Genomic DNA, 21,372 nt, shown 5'->3' on the forward strand with positions numbered 1-21,372 from the left:
GAATTCATCATGACTAATTATAGTTGGAATTGGAGTGTCTTCTTCCAAAGCGTTCCTTCAGGCGATGCTACCTATATTGATTGGATTATTGCAGGCTTAATTGGAACCATCGTACTTTCCATTACAGCTTGGATACTTGCACTAATAATGGGCGGTATTATAGGCACCTTACGGACTGTCAAAAATCCTATTATCTCAAGTATTGCTAGCGGCTATATTGAACTATTTAGAGATATCCCTCTTTTGGTGCAATTATTTATCTGGTTTTTTGTTATACCTGAATTTTTACCTCAAACAGCCAGAGATGCTCTGTTTCAAATGCCGCCTCTTTATTCCCAGTTTCTAACTGCTTGGATATGCCTAGGCCTATTTACCTCTGCACGTATTGCCGAACAAGTAAGAACAGGTATTCAAGCTGTACCAGATGGACAAACAGCAGCAGGTTTAGCTTTGGGATTTACCACTTTACAAATATATTTCACCGTTCGAATCCCCCAAGCTATCCGTATTATCATGCCAGCTCTTACATCAGAGTTTCTGAATATTTTTAAAAACTCCTCAGTGGCTACTACTATTGGCTTTATCGAACTATCTCGACAAGCTCAACAACTCGTTGATTACACAGCACAACCTTATGAAGCCTTTATAGTAATTACAGCACTTTACATGCTCGTCAACATCATTGTTATGTTACTAATGCATAAATTAGAGAAAAAATTACAAATACCTGGTTATATAACAGGAGATAAATAATGTACGAGTTTGATTGGAATGTAATATACGATGCTCGCCATCTACTATTAAAAGGAATGATAACTACCTTAGAAATTACAGGTGTTGCCATTATTACAGGTATTATTTTAGGCACACTATTGGCTTTAGCTCGCTTAAACGACAGCAAAACCTTTCTAGGAAAAAGCATAGCATTACTAGCAAAAGGTTATGTTAACCTGTTTCGCTCTATTCCACTGATTATGGTACTACTCTGGTTCTACCTGATTGTTCCTGGTTTACTAAGAAACTTACTAGATGACCCTACACTAGATATCCGCTTTCTTTCTGCACTAATCGGTTTTACCCTATTTGAAGCCGCCTTCTACTCAGAAATTATACGTTCAGGTATTCAAAGTATCTCTAAGGGTCAAATCAATGCTAGCTATGCACTAGGCTTTACCAAACTCCAAACTATGCGAATAGTTGTTCTACCCCAAGCCTTTCGCAAAATGATCCCCATCCTACTAACCCAAGCAATTATCCTCTTCCAAGATACATCACTGGTTTATGTAATTGGCTTATCCGACTTTTTCAGCACAGCCTATAAAGTAGGAGATCGTGATGGCAGATTAGTAGAATTAATTCTCTTTGCCGGATTTGTATATTTTATTATTTGTTTTATTACGTCAAAACTAGTAAGACGCCTAAGTAGAAAAGTGAGACTATCATGATAACCGTTAACAATATAAATAAATACTATGGCAATTTTCACGTGCTCAAAGACTGCTCAACAGACGTTAAAAAAGGTGAAGTTGTAGTTATCTGCGGCCCTTCTGGCTCAGGCAAATCAACTTTTATAAAAACTATCAATGCTTTAGAAGAAATACAAACAGGTGAAATAGTTATCGACAATATCAAAGTTAACGATCCTCAAACCAACTTACCCAAGCTTCGTTCCAAAGTAGGTATGGTATTCCAACACTTTGAACTATTCCCCCATATGACCATTATCGAAAATCTTATTACACCACAAATAAAAATACTTAAACGCACTAAACAACAGGCACTCAATAAAGCAAATTCTCTGCTAACAAGGGTAGGGCTAAAAGATCATGCCAACAAATACCCTAGTCAACTATCAGGTGGTCAACAACAACGAGTAGCCATTGCCAGAGCCTTATGTATGGATCCTATCTGTATGCTATTTGATGAACCCACTTCTGCCCTAGATCCAGAAATGATTAATGAAGTACTTGATGTAATGGTAGAACTAGCAGAAGAAGGTATGACCATGCTAGTAGTAACCCACGAAATGGGATTTGCCAAAAAAGTAGCTAATCGAGTTATTTTTATGGATCAAGGCCAAATTTTAGAAGATAGACCCAAAGAACAATTTTTTAATGCCCCCTCAACAAATCGAGCGAAACAATTTCTAGAAAATATTCTGTGCCATTAAATAACTCTATAGTCCTTCAATGTTACTTACAACTTGAAGGACAACTCTGTAATTCACTTATATATTATTCATTGCACAATAAAAAAGCCCCTGCTGTTTATAGTCAGGGGCTTGTATTAGGAGCTTGAGGATGACCTACTCTCACATGGGGAGACCCCACACTACCATTGGCGATACGTCGTTTCACTACTGAGTTCGAGAAGGATTCAGGTGGTTCCAACGCTCTATTTTCCTCAAGCAATTCTTTATGGTGAGAAGGTTCTTGGTTATCTTACCCCATCACCCAAATCAGATATGCTTTTGTATGCTGTAAAGATTAATCATTATTTCAGTCTAGTCTACGCTTTGGCAAACGAACTCATTTGCTCACTTTCGACTTTTGCTTGTCTTTCTTTGGTTAACTAAATAACTTGGGGTTATATAGTCAAGCCTCTCGGGCAATTAGTATTGGTTAGCTCAACGTATCACTACGCTTACACACCCAACCTATCAACGTTGTAGTCTTCAACGGCCCTTTAGGGGGATTAAATCCCCAGTGAGATCTCATCTTGAGGCAAGTTTCCCGCTTAGATGCTTTCAGCGGTTATCTCTTCCGAACATAGCTACCCGGCAATGCCACTGGCGTGACAACCGGAACACCAGAGGTTCGTCCACTCCGGTCCTCTCGTACTAGGAGCAGCCCCTCTCAAATCTCAAACGTCCACGGCAGATAGGGACCGAACTGTCTCACGACGTTCTAAACCCAGCTCGCGTACCACTTTAAATGGCGAACAGCCATACCCTTGGGACCGGCTTCAGCCCCAGGATGTGATGAGCCGACATCGAGGTGCCAAACACCGCCGTCGATATGAACTCTTGGGCGGTATCAGCCTGTTATCCCCGGAGTACCTTTTATCCGTTGAGCGATGGCCCTTCCATACAGAACCACCGGATCACTAAGACCTACTTTCGTACCTGCTCGACTTGTCTGTCTCGCAGTCAAGCGCGCTTTTGCCTTTATACTCTTAGCGTGATTTCCGACCACGCCGAGCGCACCTTCGTACTCCTCCGTTACTCTTTAGGAGGAGACCGCCCCAGTCAAACTGCCCACCATACACTGTCCTCAACCCGGATAACGGGTCAGAGTTAGAACCTCAAACATGTCAGGGTGGTATTTCAAGGTTGGCTCCATTAGAACTAGCGTCCTAACTTCAAAGCCTCCCACCTATCCTACACAAACAGGTTCAAAGTCCAGTGCAAAGCTACAGTAAAGGTTCACGGGGTCTTTCCGTCTAGCCGCGGATACACTGCATCTTCACAGCGATTTCAATTTCACTGAGTCTCGGGTGGAGACAGCGCCGCCATCATTACGCCATTCGTGCAGGTCGGAACTTACCCGACAAGGAATTTCGCTACCTTAGGACCGTTATAGTTACGGCCGCCGTTTACCGGGGCTTCGATCAAGAGCTTCGCCTAAGCTAACCCCATCAATTAACCTTCCGGCACCGGGCAGGCGTCACACCCTATACGTCCACTTTCGTGTTTGCAGAGTGCTGTGTTTTTAATAAACAGTTGCAGCGGCCTGGTATCTTCGACTGGCTTCAGCTCCATTCGCGAGGAACTTCACTTACCACCAGCGCACCTTCTCCCGAAGTTACGGTGCCATTTTGCCTAGTTCCTTCACCCGAGTTCTCTCAAGCGCCTTGGTATTCTCTACCTGACCACCTGTGTCGGTTTGGGGTACGGTTCCTAATAACATAAGTTTAGAAGCTTTTCTTGGAAGCATGGCATCAATCACTTTCCATTTAAGATAAATGAATCGTCATCAGTTCTCAGTAATAATCTCCCGGATTTGCCTAAGAGATCTACCTACAGCCTTTCAAGTGGACAACCAACGCCACTCTGATTTAGCCTACTCCGTCCCTCCATCACTGTTATTAGAAGTATAGGAATATTAACCTATTTCCCATCGACTACGCTTTTCAGCCTCGCCTTAGGGGCCGACTAACCCTGCTTCGATTAACGTATCGCAGGAAACCTTGGTCTTTCGGCGTGGATGTTTTTCACACCCATTGTCGTTACTCATGTCAGCATTCGCACTTGTGATACCTCCAGCCAACTTCTCAATTGACCTTCACAGGCGTACACAACGCTCCTCTACCGCTCACGTAAAACGTGAACCCGTAGCTTCGGTATTTGGTTTGAGCCCCGTTACATCTTCCGCGCAGGCCGACTCGACTAGTGAGCTATTACGCTTTCTTTAAAGGATGGCTGCTTCTAAGCCAACCTCCTAGCTGTCTATGCCTTCCCACATCGTTTCCCACTTAACCAAAATTTTGGGACCTTAGCTGACGGTCTGGGTTGTTTCCCTTTTCACGACGGACGTTAGCACCCGCCGTGTGTCTCCCATGCTAGAACTTTCTGGTATTCGGAGTTTGCATCGGGTTGGTAAGTCGGGATGACCCCCTAGCCGAAACAGTGCTCTACCCCCAGAAGTTATACATGAGGCGCTACCTAAATAGCTTTCGAGGAGAACCAGCTATCTCCAAGCTTGATTAGCCTTTCACTCCGATCCACAGGTCATCCGCTAACTTTTCAACGGTAGTCGGTTCGGTCCTCCAGTCAGTGTTACCTAACCTTCAACCTGCCCATGGATAGATCGCTTGGTTTCGGGTCTATACACAGCAACTAGGCGCCCTATTAAGACTCGCTTTCGCTACGCCTCCCCTATTCGGTTAAGCTTGCTACTGTATATAAGTCGCTGACCCATTATACAAAAGGTACGCAGTCACGGAACAAGTCCGCTCCCACTGCTTGTACGCATACGGTTTCAGGTTCTATTTCACTCCCCTACTCGGGGTTCTTTTCGCCTTTCCCTCACGGTACTGGTTCACTATCGGTCAGTCAGTAGTATTTAGCCTTGGAGGATGGTCCCCCCGTCTTCAGTCAAGGTTTCTCGTGCCCCGACCTACTTTTTGTGTACTTAGATCCACATGCGTATTTTCGTGTACGGGATTATCACCCTCTATGATTGGCTTTCCCATGACCATTCCACTAATACATATGCTTCTGAACACTGGCTGCACCCCGTTCGCTCGCCACTACTTGGGGTATCTCGGTTGATTTCTTTTCCTCAGGGTACTTAGATGTTTCAGTTCCCCTGGTTCGCTTCTCAGTACCTATGTATTCAGTACTGGATAACTGAGGTTCTCTCAGTTGGGTTTCCCCATTCAGACATTTACGGATCAATGCTTTGTACCCAGCTCCCCGTAACTTTTCGCAGGTATCACGTCTTTCATCGCCTCTGACTGCCAAGGCATCCACCGTATGCGCTTATTCACTTGACTATATAACCCTAAATTATCTAGTAATCTAAAGCTACACAACCAAAGAATCGACATTTGTTTCGCCGAAAATTTGCGCTTGAGTTCGCAATATTTTCACCTCAGCATTAGTAATTAGACCAGTAATTACTAATTAATCTTTACTTCTTTGCATATCTAATTTGTTAAAGAACAGTCTAACTTTAAAAGTTAGAAGGTAATTCTCTTTGCTTAAAAGAATTAGCTTCTAGCTTCTTTTGATTATTATCTGGTGGAGCCAAGGAGGATCGAACTCCTGACCTCCTGCGTGCAAGGCAGGCGCTCTCCCAGCTGAGCTATGGCCCCATTTAATTGGTGGGTCTGGTAGGACTTGAACCTACGACCCCACGCTTATCAAGCGTGTGCTCTAACCAGCTGAGCTACAGACCCTAATCTGTTAACTTTTTAGGCATCCGCCCAATTCGTTCTTTGCAATTATAAATCAAGTAATTCGTGTGGGTACTTGTAGTACCAGCTTTCGTTTAAGGAGGTGATCCAGCCGCAGGTTCCCCTACGGCTACCTTGTTACGACTTCACCCCAGTCATGAATCACTCCGTGGTAACCGGCCTCACGAGGTTAGCCTAGCTACTTCTGGAGCAACCCACTCCCATGGTGTGACGGGCGGTGTGTACAAGGCCCGGGAACGTATTCACCGCGACATTCTGATTCGCGATTACTAGCGATTCCGACTTCATGAAGTCGAGTTGCAGACTTCAATCCGGACTACGATTGGTTTTCTGAGATTAGCTCCGCTTCACAGCTTGGCAACCCTCTGTACCAACCATTGTAGCACGTGTGTAGCCCTGGCCGTAAGGGCCATGATGACTTGACGTCATCCCCACCTTCCTCCGGTTTGTCACCGGCAGTCTCCTTAAAGTGCCCACCTTTACGTGCTGGTAACTAAGGATAAGGGTTGCGCTCGTTACGGGACTTAACCCAACATCTCACGACACGAGCTGACGACAGCCATGCAGCACCTGTGTTCCGATTCCCGAAGGCACTCCCACATCTCTGTAGGATTCCGGACATGTCAAGGCCAGGTAAGGTTCTTCGCGTTGCGTCGAATTAAACCACATGCTCCACCGCTTGTGCGGGCCCCCGTCAATTCATTTGAGTTTTAATCTTGCGACCGTACTCCCCAGGCGGTCAACTTATTGCGTTAGCTGCGCCACTAAAACCTCAAGGGTCCCAACGGCTAGTTGACATCGTTTACAGCGTGGACTACCAGGGTATCTAATCCTGTTTGCTCCCCACGCTTTCGCACCTCAGTGTCAGTATCAGTCCAGTTAGTCGCCTTCGCCACTGGTGTTCCTTCCTATATCTACGCATTTCACCGCTACACAGGAAATTCCACTAACCTCTACTGTACTCTAGTCAGTCAGTTTTGGATGCAGTTCCCAGGTTGAGCCCGGGGATTTCACATCCAACTTGACAAACCACCTACGCGCGCTTTACGCCCAGTTATTCCGATTAACGCTTGCACCCTTCGTATTACCGCGGCTGCTGGCACGAAGTTAGCCGGTGCTTATTCTGTTGGTAACGTCAAAGGTGAGTCGTTACTTCACCCCTTCCTCCCAACTTAAAGTGCTTTACAATCCGAAGACCTTCTTCACACACGCGGCATGGCTGGATCAGGGTTTCCCCCATTGTCCAATATTCCCCACTGCTGCCTCCCGTAGGAGTCTGGGCCGTGTCTCAGTCCCAGTGTGGCTGATCATCCTCTCAGACCAGCTACAGATCGTCGCCTTGGTGGGCCTTTACCCCACCAACTAGCTAATCTGATCTAGGCTCATCCAATAGCGGTACAATAAAGCACCTTTCCCCCGTAGGGCGTATGCGGTATTAGCGCGAGTTTCCCCGCGTTGTCCCCCACTACTGGGCAGATTCCTAGACTTTACTCACCCGTCCGCCGCTCGTCAGCATCCCGAAAGACCTGTTACCGCCCGACTTGCATGTGTTAGGCCTGCCGCCAGCGTTCAATCTGAGCCATGATCAAACTCTTCAGTTTAAAATCTTTTGAACCATAAGGTTCTAAAACGGCTCAGTAATCTAAAAACTCAATCTATGACGAGTTGTTTATATTACTGATATTTCTTACCAGTACTACAAACACCCACACGATTTACTTGATTTATATTGTTAAAGAACAGTGATAGTTTGGTAACCAACTTTTTGCTTACTGCCTATCGAGGACGCGCATTATACGCGATCAACAAAACCCGTCAACTACTTTTTTTGTTTATTTTTAATCTACCCTTTTAACACGCTGCAAACACTAACTTATTTTCTTTGATTAAATAAATTTTAATGCCTTGTTCTAAATACTATCTATATAAGCATCGGAAGTTAAACAATCTATTTAAGAATATTTAATTGTAAAGAATAGCTATTGTTATATAGCCATATATATTATGGTTATAAACGTGTATTATTTCTTTTATCTTTTAAACTTTCACTATTTATTGATAAATAAATGAAGATTATTATTCTTGGAGCTGGCCAAGTAGGCGGCACACTTGCTGAACACTTAGCCAGTGAAGCAAATGATATTACTGTAGTAGATCTAGATACTGAGCGCTTACGTGATTTAGGCGATCGTTTAGATATTCGTACAATTAAAGGTATGGCTTCATTTCCAACGGTATTACGACAAGCGGGTGCAGACGATGCTGATTTATTGGTAGCCGTTACTAATTCTGATGAAGTTAATATGACTGCCTGTCAGGTTGCTTATACACTATTTCACACCCCTACTCGTATTGCACGTATTCGCAATTCTGCTTATTTAAGTAGGGATGAGTTATTTGCTGATGAAGCTATTCCTGTTGATGTAATTATTAGCCCTGAACAGTTGGTGACTAATTATATTAAACGACTTATTGAATACCCTGGTGCATTCCAAGTTATTGACTTCGCAGAAGGGAAAGCACAGTTAGTAGCGGTTAAGGCTTATTATGGTGGTAACTTAATTGGTCAACAGATACAGCAGATTAAAACCCTTTTACCTAATATTGATGCTCGTATAGTAGCTATTTATAGACATGATCATCCTATTCTACCTAATGGAGAAACAATTATTGAGGTAGATGATATTGTCTTTTTTATTACTGCTAAAAATAATGTACGTTCTATTATTAATTTGTTAAGACGTGCCGAATCTGCCAATAGACGAATTGTAATTGCGGGGGGTGGGAATATTGGTGAACGGCTAGCTGAAGCAATAGAAACACGTTATCAGGTAAAAATTATTGAACACAATACTGTTCGTTGTAGGGAGCTCTCTGAAAAGCTAGATACCAGTATTGTGTTACAAGGTAGTGCTTCTGATAAAGAACTATTAGTTGAAGAAAACATAGCAGAAGCAGATGTATTTTTAGCATTAACGAATGATGATGAGGCCAATATTATGTCTTCATTATTAGCTAAGCAGTTAGGTGCTAAAAAGGTGATGACTATTGTTAATAACCCTGCTTATGTAAAACTTATTCAAGCAAATACTATTGATATTGCTATCAGCCCACAAAATATTACTATTGGTAGTTTATTAACTCATGTTAGACGCGGTGATATGGTAAGTGTACACTCGTTACATCAGGGGGTTGCTGAGGCTATTGAAGCTATCGCTCATGGTGATGAAAAATCAAGTAAAGTAGTAGGTAGAACTGTTGAACGTGTAGGATTACCGCCAGGAACAACTATTGGTGCAATTGTACGTGGTGATGAGGTAATTATTGCACATGATGATACGTTGATCCAATCAGAGGATCATATTATTTTATTTGTAGTAGATAAAAAATATATTCGTGATGTCGAGCGCTTATTTGAGGTAAGTATTGGCTTTTTTTAAATAGCTAAAAACTGTTTCTTTATAGTGCTACTACAAATTTTATTAAAGTACTTTTTTGTATCACCAATACCATTTAAGGCTTGTTCTATCCAATCACGCTTTACCTCTCCCTCACTTAGTAGATATTCTTCAATGATTATATCCTGAGGAATATCTAACAAAGTTAATAATGCTGCAATAACAATGCCTGTTCTATCTTTACCTGAAGTACAATGAATAAATATAGGAAAGTCTATTTAACTATTTTGAAAACACATCATCACTTCATTTAACCAACGTCGAACCTTATTATCCGATGTCTTATAAACCTCCAATTGATTATCTGTTGCTATTTGTAGCATTTTAATATTAGAAAAATATGGATCTTGCCCTTTTCTCAAATTAATAATTGTTTTTGGGGTTTCGATTTGATCAAGATTTTCAAGGTAAGTGATTTTACCACCTCTATATAAGCACTTCCTCCTCATTAACTCCTGCTCTGCTAATAAATTAACAAACTCTCCCACATCTCTAAAATTAACCACAGATATTTTCCATTTTTTAAATCATCCCCCATTCAGCCATGGAAAAAGGTTCTCCCTCACCAATAATTAAGTGATCTAATACTTTAATATCTACATAAGATAAAGCATTTATTAATTCTTTAGTTAACAGTTTGTCATTATTACTTGGTTCAGTAATGCCTGATGGATGGTTATGAGTAAAGATAACAGCGGCAGCATTAAAATGCAGACACCTTTTAATTATCTGTCTAGGATAAACAGTTGACTCATTGATGCTGCCATAAAATAGATTTTCATAGGCTATTACTCGATATTTACTATCCAAAAATAAACAACCAAACACCTCATGAGGTTCATCGCGTAATTGTGCACATAAAAAATCCCTAACCACTTGAGGGTTGTCCATTACCGTACCCTTTTGTAGCTTTTCTGCTAGGTGACGTTTACCCATTTCAATAACAGCTTGTAGTTGAGTAAATTTCGCTACACCTAAACCAAGGTGAGAACTAAAGGATTTTAAATCTGCTTCCAATAATGCACGCAAGCTACCAAACTCTGAAAGCAGTTGCCTCGCCAAATCTACAGCACTTTTCCCTGTCACTCCTGTTCTTAAAAATATAGCTAGCAGCTCTGCATCTGTTAAATAACTAGCACCTTGTGCTAGTAGTTTTTCTCTAGGTCTTTCTGTTGCTGGCCAATTTTTAATACTCATCTTTATGTCCTTACGGTGTTTTTGTTGTAATGGTTATAGTAAAATATTTTAATTGGATAATAATCCTTATTTACGCTAATTTTACATTAATAAATTTATTAACATTACTTTTCCTTATTTGAGAGTCCTATGACTACTGTTCGTACACGTATTGCACCATCTCCAACAGGTGATCCTCATGTAGGCACCGCTTATATTGCTCTTTTTAATCTTTGTTTTGCTCGTCAACATGGCGGGGAGTTCATTTTACGTATTGAAGATACTGATCAAGTACGCTCAACTCGTGAATCTGAACAACAAATTTTTGATGCATTACGTTGGTTAGGTATCGAATGGAATGAAGGCCCAGATATTGGAGGCCCATACGGCCCATATAGACAAAGTGAACGTGGAGATATTTATAAAAAGTATGCAACTGAACTTGTAGAAAAAGGTCATGCTTTTCATTGTTTTTGTACTGCCGAACGTTTAGAACAAGTTCGTAATGAGCAAATGGCAAATAAAGAAACACCTCGCTATGATGGTCATTGTATGCACCTCAGCTCAGATGAGGTAAACAACCGCTTGTCTGCTAATGAGCCAAATGTTATTCGTATGAAAGTTCCTAGCGATGGAATATGTGTAGTTAACGACATGCTCCGTGGTGAAGTAGAGATACCATGGGATCGTATGGATATGCAAGTATTGATGAAAACAGATGGTTTACCTACTTATTTCTTAGCTAATGTAGTAGATGATCATTTAATGGGCATTACTCACGTGCTACGTGGTGAAGAATGGTTACCTTCTGCACCAAAACTAATTAAGCTTTATGAGTATTTTGGCTGGGAGCAACCTGAACTTTGCTATATGCCATTATTACGTAATCCAGATAAAAGTAAGTTATCAAAACGTAAAAATCCTACCTCTATTAATTTCTATGAGCGTATGGGTTTTCTACCAGAAGCCATGTTGAATTATTTAGGTCGTATGGGCTGGTCTATGCCTGATGAACGTGAAAAATTTACTTTAACTGAAATGATTGAAAGTTTTGATATCAAGCGCGTTTCATTAGGTGGTCCTATTTTTGATATCGAAAAACTTTCTTGGTTAAATGGACAATGGATTCGTGATCTATCTGTTGAAGAATTTGCTAGCAAAGTTCAAACTTGGGGATTTAATAAAGACTACTTCACTAAAATTATCCCTCTATTACAAGATAGAGTTGAAACATTTAGCGAAATTGTTCCTTTAGCTGACTTTTTATTTATGGGAGGAGTTCCTATAGACACTACTCTTTTTGAAAATAAAAAGCTTTCTCCTGAACAAGTTCGCCAAGCAATGCAACTACTTTTGTGGAAATTAGAAGCTTTAAGGCATTGGGAAAAAGATCAAATTACGCTATGTGTACAAGGTATTGCCGACTTCTTTGAAGTTAAATTCAGAGATATTATGCCTATGGTATTTGTGGCTATCACTGGTAAAACTAGTTCACTGCCGGTACTTGATGCAATGGAAATTTTAGGCCCAGACCTATCTCGCTACCGCTTTCGTCAAGCACTTGAAGCTTTGGGTGGAGCATCCAAGAAAGAAGTTAAAGCATGGGAAAAACTATTACCCTCTATTGCAGGTTAAATTTTATTTAAGGGGCTTTATAGCCCCTTTTTAATTATTACTCTAAATACTTCGCTGATAGTTTTTTATACTCTTGCTCACCAATGATTTCTATTATTTTATTAACAAAAGGTTGGGGTAAATTTGATTGATATTTATTGGGTTCTATCACCAATAAGTGCAAATAACTATCTAAATTATGATATTTCTTATGCAACATGCTGTCTAACTCATTCCAAAAAGCGGCTCCCTTTACATAAAATAAGCTATAGTAATTCCAACTTCCTGTTTGCCAGAATTTTTTATCTATTTGATACATACCTAATGCATTCTTAGGATTGTTTATTTCCAGCCTAAACCAACGATCTAAAGTAGTTGTATTTAGTCTACCTACAGTTAAAGCTTTATAAGCATAATAATCTGCTAGACTCTCACATGCCCACCTTGAAAATGACTCACATGGAACTAATAAATGCACATATTCATGTAGCATTGTTTTATGAAAACGAACTTCCCAATCCTCAGCAAGTTGATAGCCATAAGTATAGTAATTAATTAATGCCACATGATCTTGGGCAACACCACCTGCATCTTCCATGATTCTATCATTTCGTTCTAACATCACTATAGATATAGGTTTTTTAATATAATTACCCAATTGTGAGGTAAAAACTTTATTTAAATATCTAAGATTAGCTTCAACCTTAACCATTAACATTCGTTTATTAATAGCTTCAGCACTTTTATCCGAAAATATCTCAAACTGTTTATTAGCTACAGTGACTTGAGTAGGTGCTCGCCCCCAAACCCAAAATAAAAAGGGCTCTTCTTTTGAGGGCAATGGTTTACAACCATGTTCATCTACACAGACTAACTCCTTTGCAGCCCCGATAATTCTTGGAAAGTTTTTACTCTCAGAAAGAGTCCACTGCCCATTATTTAAATAATAATCTTCTAAAGACCTAGCACCAACCCCTGTAACAGACTGCCTTTTAACATCTATAACCCAATAAATTAACTCACAATTAGCTGGTTGACCATAACTAATCTTAGTATTGTCATTTGCACAATATACATCTCTTGCAGGCCGTTTATCTCCATAATAATATCTTGATTCTTCTAATATAAAATTATTTAATGGCTTTGTATTTACTTCGACTCTAACTCTTAAAGATGGGTAAAACTCTTTTTTTAACTGGTAAATAATTTGATAGTCTTCTGCCTGAGAAATTAAACAAATAACTAAACCTATTATTATTAAAAAAATCCTATTTCTCATAAATATTTAATCTAAACTAACGTAGATAGTGTTGTACTAATTGATCAAAGATATCTTTACCTATAATAGGTTCTACTTTATCAATAAACACTTTAGGTAACTCTATATTATCGTTTGTTCCAGCCAAGTAAGGAATAAATTCATCTAAAGAAGTATTATGTTGTAATAGGTGCTGGTCTATTTCACTCCAGAATGCAGATCCTTTTATATACAAAACACTATAATAACTAACAGCACCTTTTAACAATTTTTGATTTGCCTCATATAAACCTGTGGAGAAAGAAGGATGTGCTGAAGCAATTTTTTGCCAACGCTCTAACGAATTAGTATTAAACTCTCCTAATGTTACAGCCTTATTCGCATAATATTCCGCAATACTCTCCTCAATCCAAGTAGCATATCGATAACGGGAAGCCACATGCACATACTCATGCAAAGAGGTATGTAATAATATAGTTTCTGTATTTTTTACAAGCTGGTTATTCTCAACATAATAATTTGCTAAAAATGAATGATAGCCTGCTAATCCACCAGAAACTTTCGCATTAGCATTCCGAGCCAACCAAATAATATTAATTGGATAATCATTATCAGTATGAAATACTTTAGCAATATACTCATACCTAGGTTCTAACCATTTCACTAACTTTTGTTTATCTAATAAAGTATCCCCTTGTCTATCTGTAAAAAGATTAACAGTTAAAGAAGGTAATTTTACAGTTGTAGGTTGCTTGCCCCAAATAAAAAATAAAGGTAACCCATCAGCAGGTATAGGCTGACACGTTTTATCGTTAACACATACTAATGTTTTGGAAATATTATGAAAACGTGGAAAGTTATAAGCTTCTGTAATTAACCATTGACCATTATTCAAATAATAATCATCTTGTCCTGCACCATTAATTCCTTCCATAGGTTGACGCTTAAGATCTATAAACCAATATATTAAACTACAACGCTGTGCTCTATTATATTCCACTAAACTATTATTATCGGCACAATAGACTTGCTTTCTGGGTTGAGGTACTTTTGAAAGTGATGTTTTAGAGTTTGTTAATATAAAAGTCCCTAAATGCTTAGTTACTACATCAACTTTTACTTTTAGTGAAGTATCATAGTAATTACTAATACGATAGACAACAGGATAACCTTCCGTTGAAGCCACAGAAGGTAAGCAAAATACTATTAATAGTATTAATAATATTGTTTTCTTCATAATATCCCATTAATAAATAAAGCGACCCTTTGGTCGCTTTATAATACACATCTTACTGTTTATAACTTTTTAAGAAAATTTCTATGCGTTTAATAGCATATTCTAAATCATCCACTCTAGGTAATGTCACAATTCTAAAATGGTCTGGATGTATCCAATTAAATGCTGTACCTTGCACAACTAAAATTTTCTCTTGTAATAATAAATCTAATACAAATTTTTCATCATTACGAATTGGATAAACTTTAGGGTCTAATTTAGGAAAAGCATAAAGCGCACCCATAGGTTTGACACAGCTAACTCCTGGAATAGCATTTAACATTTCCCATGTTTTATTACGTTGTTCGTATAAACGTCCACCGGGTTTTACTAGATCATTAATCGTCTGATAACCGCCTAATGCCGTTTGAATTGCTCCTTGTGCTGGCACATTAGCACATAAACGCATATTCGACAGCATATCTATGCCCTCAATATAGCCTTTTGCTAAATGCTTTGCCCCTGAAATCACCAACCAACCTGACCTAAAACCTGCACTTCGATAAACTTTTGACAAACCACCAAAAGTAACAAAAACCACATCTGAAGCTAAAGAAGCAATAATAGTGTGCTGAGCATCATCATAAAGAATCTTATCGTAAATCTCATCAGAGAAAATAATTAGATTATGTTGGCGAGCAACTTCAATGATATCTAATAATAACTCCTTAGAGTAAACAGCACCTGTTGGATTATTAGGGTTAATTAATAAAATCGCTTTAGTGTTTTCAGTAATTTTTGATTTAATATCATTAATATCAGGAAACCAATTCGCTTGCTCATCACATAGGTAATGAACCGCTCTACCACCAGCCAATGTAGTTGCTGCTGTCCACAATGGATAATCAGGTGCAGGAATCAGCACTTCATCACCATTATTTAACAATGCCTGCAAAGACATCACAATTAGTTCAGAAACCCCATTACCTATATAGATATCATCAACACTCACACCTTCTACTAGATTTTGTTGATAATATTGCATTACCGCCTTACGAGCGCTGAATAATCCTTTAGAATCACAATAACCTTGGGCCGCTGGAAGATTTTTGATCATATCTTGCAGCATTTCGGCAGGTGCTTCAAAGCCAAAAGGGGCAGGGTTACCGATATTTAATTTTAAAATACGTTGACCTTCTTCTTCTAGGCGTTTAGCGTGATCTAAAACTGGTCCACGAATGTCATAGCAAACATTAGCCAGTTTGTTGGATTTTTCAAAGCTCATTGGATTATCTCTTAGATAACATTTAATATTAAAATTAACTCTACCTTTTTATAGTAGAAAACCGTTATATCATACGACTAGATAACACAATAGAAAAGTATTCTTTACTTTTTTCCTTGTTTATAGCGTATAATTTATGTTTTCCTTTTTAATGACCACCATTTAATTAGTATAAGAAGTTATGACTCCTCTTGAACGTTACCAAGCTGATTTAAAGCGTCCTGACTTTGCTAAAGACTCAGCTCAAGAAAATGCAGTAAACCATTTACAAAGACTTTTTGATGATTTAGTTGCAGCACACAACAAAAGTACCAGCCTAGTTAGCAAACTCTTCCATAAGCGCAAGCCTATTAAAGGGCTTTATTTTTGGGGTGGCGTAGGGCGTGGAAAAACCTATTTAATGGATATTTTCTATGATACCTTACCTTTTCCAGAAAAAATGCGTACCCACTTTCATCGCTTTATGAAACGTGTACATGAAGATTTAACACAACTAAAAGGACATAAAAATCCGCTTACACTAATTGCAGAACGGATATCAAAAGAGACCCGCGTTATCTGTTTTGATGAGTTTTTCGTATCAGATATTGCAGATGCAATGATACTAGGTACATTATTTGAAGAAATTTTTAAGCGTGGTGTTTCACTGGTAGCTACTTCAAATATCATTCCAGATGGTCTCTATAAAGATGGTTTACAGCGTGCTCGCTTCTTACCTGCTATAGCACTATTAAAAGAAAATACTGAAGTAATTAATGTTGATAGTGGCATAGACTATCGGTTACGTGTATTAGAGAAAGCTAATCTTTATTATTGCCCAAATGATGCTGAAGCAGAGAAACAATTAGAACATACCTTTGCTAATTTAATTCTTGATCCAGCAGATGCTAAAGAAAATATTGATCTAACTATTGAAAACCGCTTAATTCATGCCAAAAAGGCTTGCAGCACAGCGGTTTGGTTTGAGTTTAGAGATATCTGTGATGGCCCCCGTAGCCAAAACGACTATATAGATATTGCTAAAGCTTACAAAGCAGTACTTATTTCTAATGTTGAGCAATTAGATACTAATAAAGAAGATATAGCCACTCGCTTTATCTATTTAGTAGACGAATTTTATGATCGCAATGTTAAACTTATTTTATCTGCCGAAGTACCTTTAAAGGATCTTTATGTAGGTATTCGTTCTGAGTTTGCTTTCCAACGTACACTGAGTCGTTTGTTAGAAATGCAATCTCATGAATTCTTAACTAGACCACATAAAAACTAACATTACATACTACTGCGAGTGGCGAATTATCGCCACTACGCTTCTTGTAAAATCCAATCTCTTAATAACTCTGTCGTTAATTGTGGATACTCTAACGGTGGCAAATGTCCACATTTAGGAATCCTATGTAACTGTGCATTTGGTATGGCTTTTGCCATATTCACTGATTCCTCTGGAGGCGTTAACTTATCATCCTCACCAACAACAATTATCGTTGGTTGCTTTATTTTACTTAGGGTAGGAATAGAATCAGAACGATTTAGAATAGCTGTCTGCTGTTTTAAAAAGACCTCTTTACCCAATTCAGCAGCCATTTTCATTACCTCATCAGCAACAGGCGTATTTAGTTTATCTTTATGGATAAGGTTGGGTAGTAATCGAGGAGTCACCCCGATAAATCGTCCTTCCTCAGCAAGACGAAGTAGCCCCTTACGAGTTGCCGCTCTTTCAGGCTCATCTAAACGAGCCATCGTATCAAACAATGCTAAACGAGTAACGCGCTCTGGTGCTTGCCGCATAATTTCAAAAGCCACATAGCCACCCATTGACAAACCGGCCAAAAAGAACTGCTCTGGTGCTCTATCTAACACCCTCCTTGCCATTGCCTCAATGGAGTCATCTTGAGAAAAGTCAGCCACAAACGGCTGGCAGATATCCACTAAATTATTAACCTGATTTTGCCATAATCTTTCATTGCATAATAGGCCTGGTAACAATAGTAAACTTGGTAATTCTTTTTTATTCATATTCATAATATATTTCAAATACTAAATATCCATCACTACAAATCTATTCTTTATCTTTTGATAAACTCTTGTTTAAGGTTTTTATACCAAATATCATACCAACCCAAACCAATACAATATCCCAAAATGCTAAAACAAATGAAAATGGCGTTAAAAAGATCCCAATAAAAGGTATTCTGTAATAAATAAGCCTTCTAGCAATATCTCCTGCCAGCCCTGGAACCCTACAACTGACAGTACCACCGATCCCACTTAGATCACATCCCAAACTACTAGCCACTCCATAAGCTACAAAAGTACCTATAATAGGTGTAGCAAAAAAACATACAAATACTGTAATCCCCATACATAAAGTTATATCAACAATATCTAATATATTAGATGCCAATTTATAATTTAATTTATATTCATATTTTGAATGCTGATATACTTTTTGATTACTTCCCACTATTCTGACAATAAATATTATTAATAACCAACCAATAATAATATCCCAGAAATTAAAAATAAAAACAAATGGACCCGAATTATAATAAGCATAGTCAATTAATCTATACCAGTCTAACTTTCTACCCACAATACTAGCAATTTTCTGTCCCACAAAGGGCAAACTCAACAAACAGATAAAAACTATTAATCCTTTTGTTAACCAAGAGCTTAAACGCTTATAAAATGGAAGCATACTTATATATTCCCTCTGTAAACTTCTTTTTTTATAACAAAGAACACTTAATTATTTCTTAATAGTTCTGGCGGTAAAAAATCTTTATTTGGCTCATAGTTAGGATTTAAATAAGCCTCTAACTCCTGCAAATCTAATGGGCTTAAAGTACCCACCATTTCTTTTAAACTCAATATATCAATAATATAGGCATAACGTGCATTATTATAATTACGTACTGCATCATATAGTTGTCGCTGTGCATCTAATATATCAACAATATTACGTGTGCCAGATTGGAATCCTATCTGGGTAGCTTCCACAGCACTTTGGCTAGAAATTATAGTCTGCCGTAATGCCTGAATTTGCTCAATATCTGTATTAACTGCTCGATGATAATTACGGGTATTCTGCACAACTTTACGTCGTAAACTTTCTTGACTATGCTCAGACATCATCAATGTTGAACGCGCTTCTCTCACCTGCGACGAAGTCATCCCTCCAGAATAAAGGGGAACTTGTAACTGCACACCAACACTTGTTTGTTCAACATCTGAACCATAATGAGCTAGGCTAGTAGCTGAATTATTAAAATTAAAAGCATCATTATCCCCTCGTTGATACGAAGCCACAAAATCAACTGTAGGAGCATGACCTGCTTTACGCTGTCTTAATGTTTCTTCAGCAGCAGTCACACCATAAAACCCTGCTCTCAAACTCAGATTTTGTTCAACTGCTTTATCAACCCACGCTGTTGCATTATTAGGGATAGGAGGATTAATAGGTAAATTATGACGGATACCTTCAACGGCTTCATAATGACGATTAGTTAATGTTGTTAATGCTTGAAAAGCATCTTCAACATTTTTTTCTGACACAATTCTTTTAGCACGTGACATGTCGTAAGCAGCTTTTGCTTGTAAATAATCTGTTTTATCCGCCAACCCTAAATCAAAACGTGCACTAGCTTCATCTGCTTGACGTTTATATGCATTTTCTTCTGCTTTAGTGGCTGCCAAGTCATCTTGTGCTTGCAAAACATTAAAGTAGACTTGTGCTGTTTGTAAAATTAATTGTTGCTGTGTCACTGCAAAATCAAAATAAGCCTGCTCATTAGTAGCATGTGCAGCCTGTAATTGAAACCATCGATCCACACGAAAAATAGGTTGAGTTAAATTTACCCCATAAACATGTGAGTTACGTTTTATTGTGGTTGCAGGTTTATCCAATACTGTTCTTGTGTTTTCATAATTAGCATTAGCATTAATTTGTGGCAATAGTCCTGCTCGAGCCTGAGGAACCACTTCTTGTTTTGCTTTATATTGTGCTTTGGCTGCTGCCAAGTCAGAGTTGTTATTTACTGCATCATAATAAATCCTAACCAAACCTGTCTTTCTCAATGAAACACGTGCGCTGTTATTTTCTGCATTAGCATAGGTTGTTATCAATGCTATACACAAAATAATCAAACTTCGATGCAATAGTTTCATATCCTATATCTCAAATAATAATTAATTTTAAATTAGTACTTGTCTGATTCTATTTAAAAGACCGTAGTTTAATATATTCAGCAAAGTGTATAAAAATAATTATCACAACGTCTAAAACTGAATTTTTCTTATTACTGATTTATTAATATTAAACTGTTTGTATAGAAACTTAAAACTCCATTTAATTCATTTTTTCTTTCAAGAAGATAAAAAAATGCCCTGATAATTCAGGGCATTCTTTATAGTTTAACCTACTCTAGTGAGTAACTAATTACTGAGCTTGTTCAGTAGCAGTTTCTTGAGGAGGAATAACTTGTGCTTCTACAGTAGCGTCAACGCGACGGTTCATAGCACGACCTTCTTTAGAAGCGTTATCAGCAATAGGCTTGTCTTCACCATAACCAACTGCTTGTACACGGCTACCTTCAACACCATAAGTATCAACTAAAGCATTACGAACAGCATTAGCACGTTCTTCTGAAAGTTTTTGGTTATAAGCTTCTGCACCAACAGAGTCAGTATGACCTTCAACTACAGTAGTAGTTTGTGGGAACTGTTTCATAAAGTCAGCTACTTGTTTGATGTCGTCGTAGCTACCTTCACGGATAGTTGCTTTATCGAAATCGAATTTAACATCTAATTGTACACGTACAATTTCTGGCTCTGGAGTTGGCTCAACTACTACTGGCTCTGGAGCTGGTTCAACTTTCTTACCACCACCGAAATTAAAGCCAACAGCACCTGTTAACATGTATTCAGCTTGGTGATTACCTAAACCGTACATGCCATCAACACCTGCACGCGCATAGAAATTATCAGTGAAGTATAATTTTGCACCTACACCTAAGTTAAGGATAGTATCACGGTCACGACCAGAACGATCAGCATTGCTGATAGATTGGTGAGCAACACCAGTAGAAATGTATGGACGAACCCAATCACCTGGTTGTGCAAAGTGATAGTAAGCGTCTAAAGAAGTTAATGAACCTTTAATGTTTTTATTACCATATTCGTTATCACCACGAATATCGTGATATTCACCATAAGATAATGCTAAAGAAACGTCATCAGTTAAGAAGTAACCTAAGCTACCACCATAAAGCTGACCATTATCCATGTGACGAGCGCTGTCTGTGAAGTAACGTTTTACAAATGCTTCACCTTCTACAGCACCTTGACCTTGAGCAAAGGCACCAGTAGAAACTACTGCGATTAAAGAACCAGCAACAAGTGCTAAGCTATTTTTCATTTTCATTATTAAATCCCCAATAAATATGGA

Annotated in this window: 16 protein-coding genes, 2 tRNA genes and 3 rRNA genes; 6 read left to right on the plus strand and 15 right to left on the minus strand. The window is 38.6% G+C overall.

What is annotated here, in order from left to right:
* The first annotated feature begins 9 nt into the window (after positions 1-9).
* From MTZ49_RS02245 to MTZ49_RS02255, 3 genes are read left to right on the plus strand one after another with little or no spacing between them, the layout of a single operon-like run.
* A complete protein-coding gene (locus MTZ49_RS02245) occupies positions 10-753 on the plus strand; it encodes an amino acid ABC transporter permease (RefSeq protein ID WP_201093798.1) in 744 nt (247 codons plus the stop codon).
* Positions 753-1,445: an ABC transporter permease subunit gene (locus MTZ49_RS02250; RefSeq protein ID WP_264746789.1), complete on the plus strand. Its 693-nt coding sequence runs from the start codon at positions 753-755 to the stop codon at positions 1,443-1,445. Before MTZ49_RS02245 ends, MTZ49_RS02250 begins: the two co-directional genes overlap by 1 nt.
* Positions 1,442-2,170: an amino acid ABC transporter ATP-binding protein gene (locus MTZ49_RS02255; RefSeq protein ID WP_264746790.1), complete on the plus strand. Its 729-nt coding sequence runs from the start codon at positions 1,442-1,444 to the stop codon at positions 2,168-2,170. Before MTZ49_RS02250 ends, MTZ49_RS02255 begins: the two co-directional genes overlap by 4 nt.
* A gap of 122 nt (positions 2,171-2,292) precedes the next feature.
* On the opposite strand, the gene rrf is transcribed toward MTZ49_RS02255, so the two are convergent.
* The 5 genes from rrf to MTZ49_RS02280 form a co-directional block, all read right to left on the minus strand.
* Positions 2,293-2,408: ribosomal RNA gene (rrf, locus tag MTZ49_RS02260) — 5S ribosomal RNA — on the minus strand.
* A gap of 182 nt (positions 2,409-2,590) precedes the next feature.
* Positions 2,591-5,496, minus strand: a 23S ribosomal RNA gene (locus MTZ49_RS02265).
* 245 nt (positions 5,497-5,741) lie between these two features.
* Positions 5,742-5,817, minus strand: a tRNA-Ala gene (locus tag MTZ49_RS02270).
* 7 nt (positions 5,818-5,824) lie between these two features.
* Positions 5,825-5,901: transfer RNA gene (locus tag MTZ49_RS02275), tRNA-Ile, on the minus strand.
* A gap of 93 nt (positions 5,902-5,994) precedes the next feature.
* Positions 5,995-7,520: ribosomal RNA gene (locus tag MTZ49_RS02280) — 16S ribosomal RNA — on the minus strand.
* The 16S, 23S and 5S rRNA genes sit together here with 2 tRNA genes alongside, the layout of an rRNA operon.
* A 465-nt stretch (positions 7,521-7,985) precedes the next feature.
* On the opposite strand from MTZ49_RS02280, the gene trkA reads away from it, so the two are divergent.
* On the plus strand, positions 7,986-9,359 hold the full coding sequence (trkA, locus tag MTZ49_RS02285; protein WP_264746791.1) for a Trk system potassium transporter TrkA: 1,374 nt from the start codon (positions 7,986-7,988) through the stop codon (positions 9,357-9,359).
* Here the strand turns inward: trkA and MTZ49_RS02290 are convergent.
* Genes MTZ49_RS02290 through radC form a run of 3 tightly spaced genes read right to left on the minus strand, consistent with a single transcriptional unit; the run spans position 9,356 to position 10,574 of the window.
* Positions 9,356-9,595 carry a tyrosine-protein phosphatase gene (locus MTZ49_RS02290; protein WP_319804749.1) on the minus strand — a complete coding sequence of 80 codons (240 nt, stop codon included), beginning with the start codon at positions 9,593-9,595 and terminating at the stop codon, positions 9,356-9,358. The two genes, trkA and MTZ49_RS02290, sit on opposite strands and share 4 nt — an antisense overlap.
* A complete protein-coding gene (locus MTZ49_RS02295; RefSeq protein WP_264746792.1) occupies positions 9,596-9,883 on the minus strand; it encodes a hypothetical protein in 288 nt (95 codons plus the stop codon). It lies immediately after the preceding gene.
* 16 nt (positions 9,884-9,899) lie between these two features.
* On the minus strand, positions 9,900-10,574 hold the full coding sequence (gene radC / locus MTZ49_RS02300; protein ID WP_264746793.1) for a RadC family protein: 675 nt from the start codon (positions 10,572-10,574) through the stop codon (positions 9,900-9,902).
* Positions 10,575-10,703: 129 nt separating this feature from the next.
* On the opposite strand from radC, the gene gltX reads away from it, so the two are divergent.
* Complete coding sequence (gene gltX, locus MTZ49_RS02305) at positions 10,704-12,188, plus strand: glutamate--tRNA ligase (protein WP_264746794.1); 1,485 nt, start codon at positions 10,704-10,706, stop codon at positions 12,186-12,188.
* Between the two features lie 37 nt (positions 12,189-12,225).
* On the opposite strand, the gene MTZ49_RS02310 is transcribed toward gltX, so the two are convergent.
* Genes MTZ49_RS02310 through MTZ49_RS02320 form a run of 3 tightly spaced genes read right to left on the minus strand, consistent with a single transcriptional unit; the run spans position 12,226 to position 15,926 of the window.
* Positions 12,226-13,446 carry a hypothetical protein gene (locus tag MTZ49_RS02310; RefSeq protein WP_264746795.1) on the minus strand — a complete coding sequence of 407 codons (1,221 nt, stop codon included), beginning with the start codon at positions 13,444-13,446 and terminating at the stop codon, positions 12,226-12,228.
* A 16-nt stretch (positions 13,447-13,462) separates the two neighbouring features.
* Entirely contained in the window at positions 13,463-14,662 is a 1,200-nt protein-coding gene (locus tag MTZ49_RS02315) for a hypothetical protein (RefSeq protein ID WP_264746796.1), read from the minus strand.
* Positions 14,663-14,714: 52 nt separating this feature from the next.
* The gene (locus MTZ49_RS02320; RefSeq protein ID WP_264746797.1) at positions 14,715-15,926 is read right to left on the minus strand and encodes a pyridoxal phosphate-dependent aminotransferase; all 1,212 of its coding nucleotides are present in this window, start codon (positions 15,924-15,926) and stop codon (positions 14,715-14,717) included.
* Between the two features lie 181 nt (positions 15,927-16,107).
* On the opposite strand from MTZ49_RS02320, the gene zapE reads away from it, so the two are divergent.
* Positions 16,108-17,196 carry a cell division protein ZapE gene (gene zapE, locus MTZ49_RS02325; protein ID WP_264746798.1) on the plus strand — a complete coding sequence of 363 codons (1,089 nt, stop codon included), beginning with the start codon at positions 16,108-16,110 and terminating at the stop codon, positions 17,194-17,196.
* Positions 17,197-17,231: 35 nt separating this feature from the next.
* Here zapE and MTZ49_RS02330 read toward each other — a convergent pair whose 3' ends face one another.
* The 4 genes from MTZ49_RS02330 to MTZ49_RS02345 all read right to left on the minus strand — a co-directional run bounded on the left by MTZ49_RS02330 (position 17,232) and on the right by MTZ49_RS02345 (position 21,348).
* Positions 17,232-17,948 carry an alpha/beta hydrolase gene (locus MTZ49_RS02330; RefSeq protein ID WP_319804739.1) on the minus strand — a complete coding sequence of 239 codons (717 nt, stop codon included), beginning with the start codon at positions 17,946-17,948 and terminating at the stop codon, positions 17,232-17,234.
* Between the two features lie 37 nt (positions 17,949-17,985).
* Complete coding sequence (locus MTZ49_RS02335) at positions 17,986-18,624, minus strand: hypothetical protein (RefSeq protein ID WP_264746799.1); 639 nt, start codon at positions 18,622-18,624, stop codon at positions 17,986-17,988.
* Positions 18,625-18,671: 47 nt separating this feature from the next.
* Positions 18,672-20,093 (minus strand): TolC family outer membrane protein, encoded by a 1,422-nt coding sequence (locus MTZ49_RS02340; RefSeq protein ID WP_264746800.1) that lies wholly within the window; start codon positions 20,091-20,093, stop codon positions 18,672-18,674.
* 271 nt (positions 20,094-20,364) lie between these two features.
* Positions 20,365-21,348 (minus strand): OmpA family protein, encoded by a 984-nt coding sequence (locus MTZ49_RS02345; RefSeq protein ID WP_264746801.1) that lies wholly within the window; start codon positions 21,346-21,348, stop codon positions 20,365-20,367.
* Between the last annotated feature and the right edge of the window lie 24 nt (positions 21,349-21,372).

Origin of the sequence: Entomomonas sp. E2T0 (assembly GCF_025985425.1) — a bacterium.
In the GTDB taxonomy this organism is placed as follows: domain Bacteria; phylum Pseudomonadota; class Gammaproteobacteria; order Pseudomonadales; family Pseudomonadaceae; genus Entomomonas.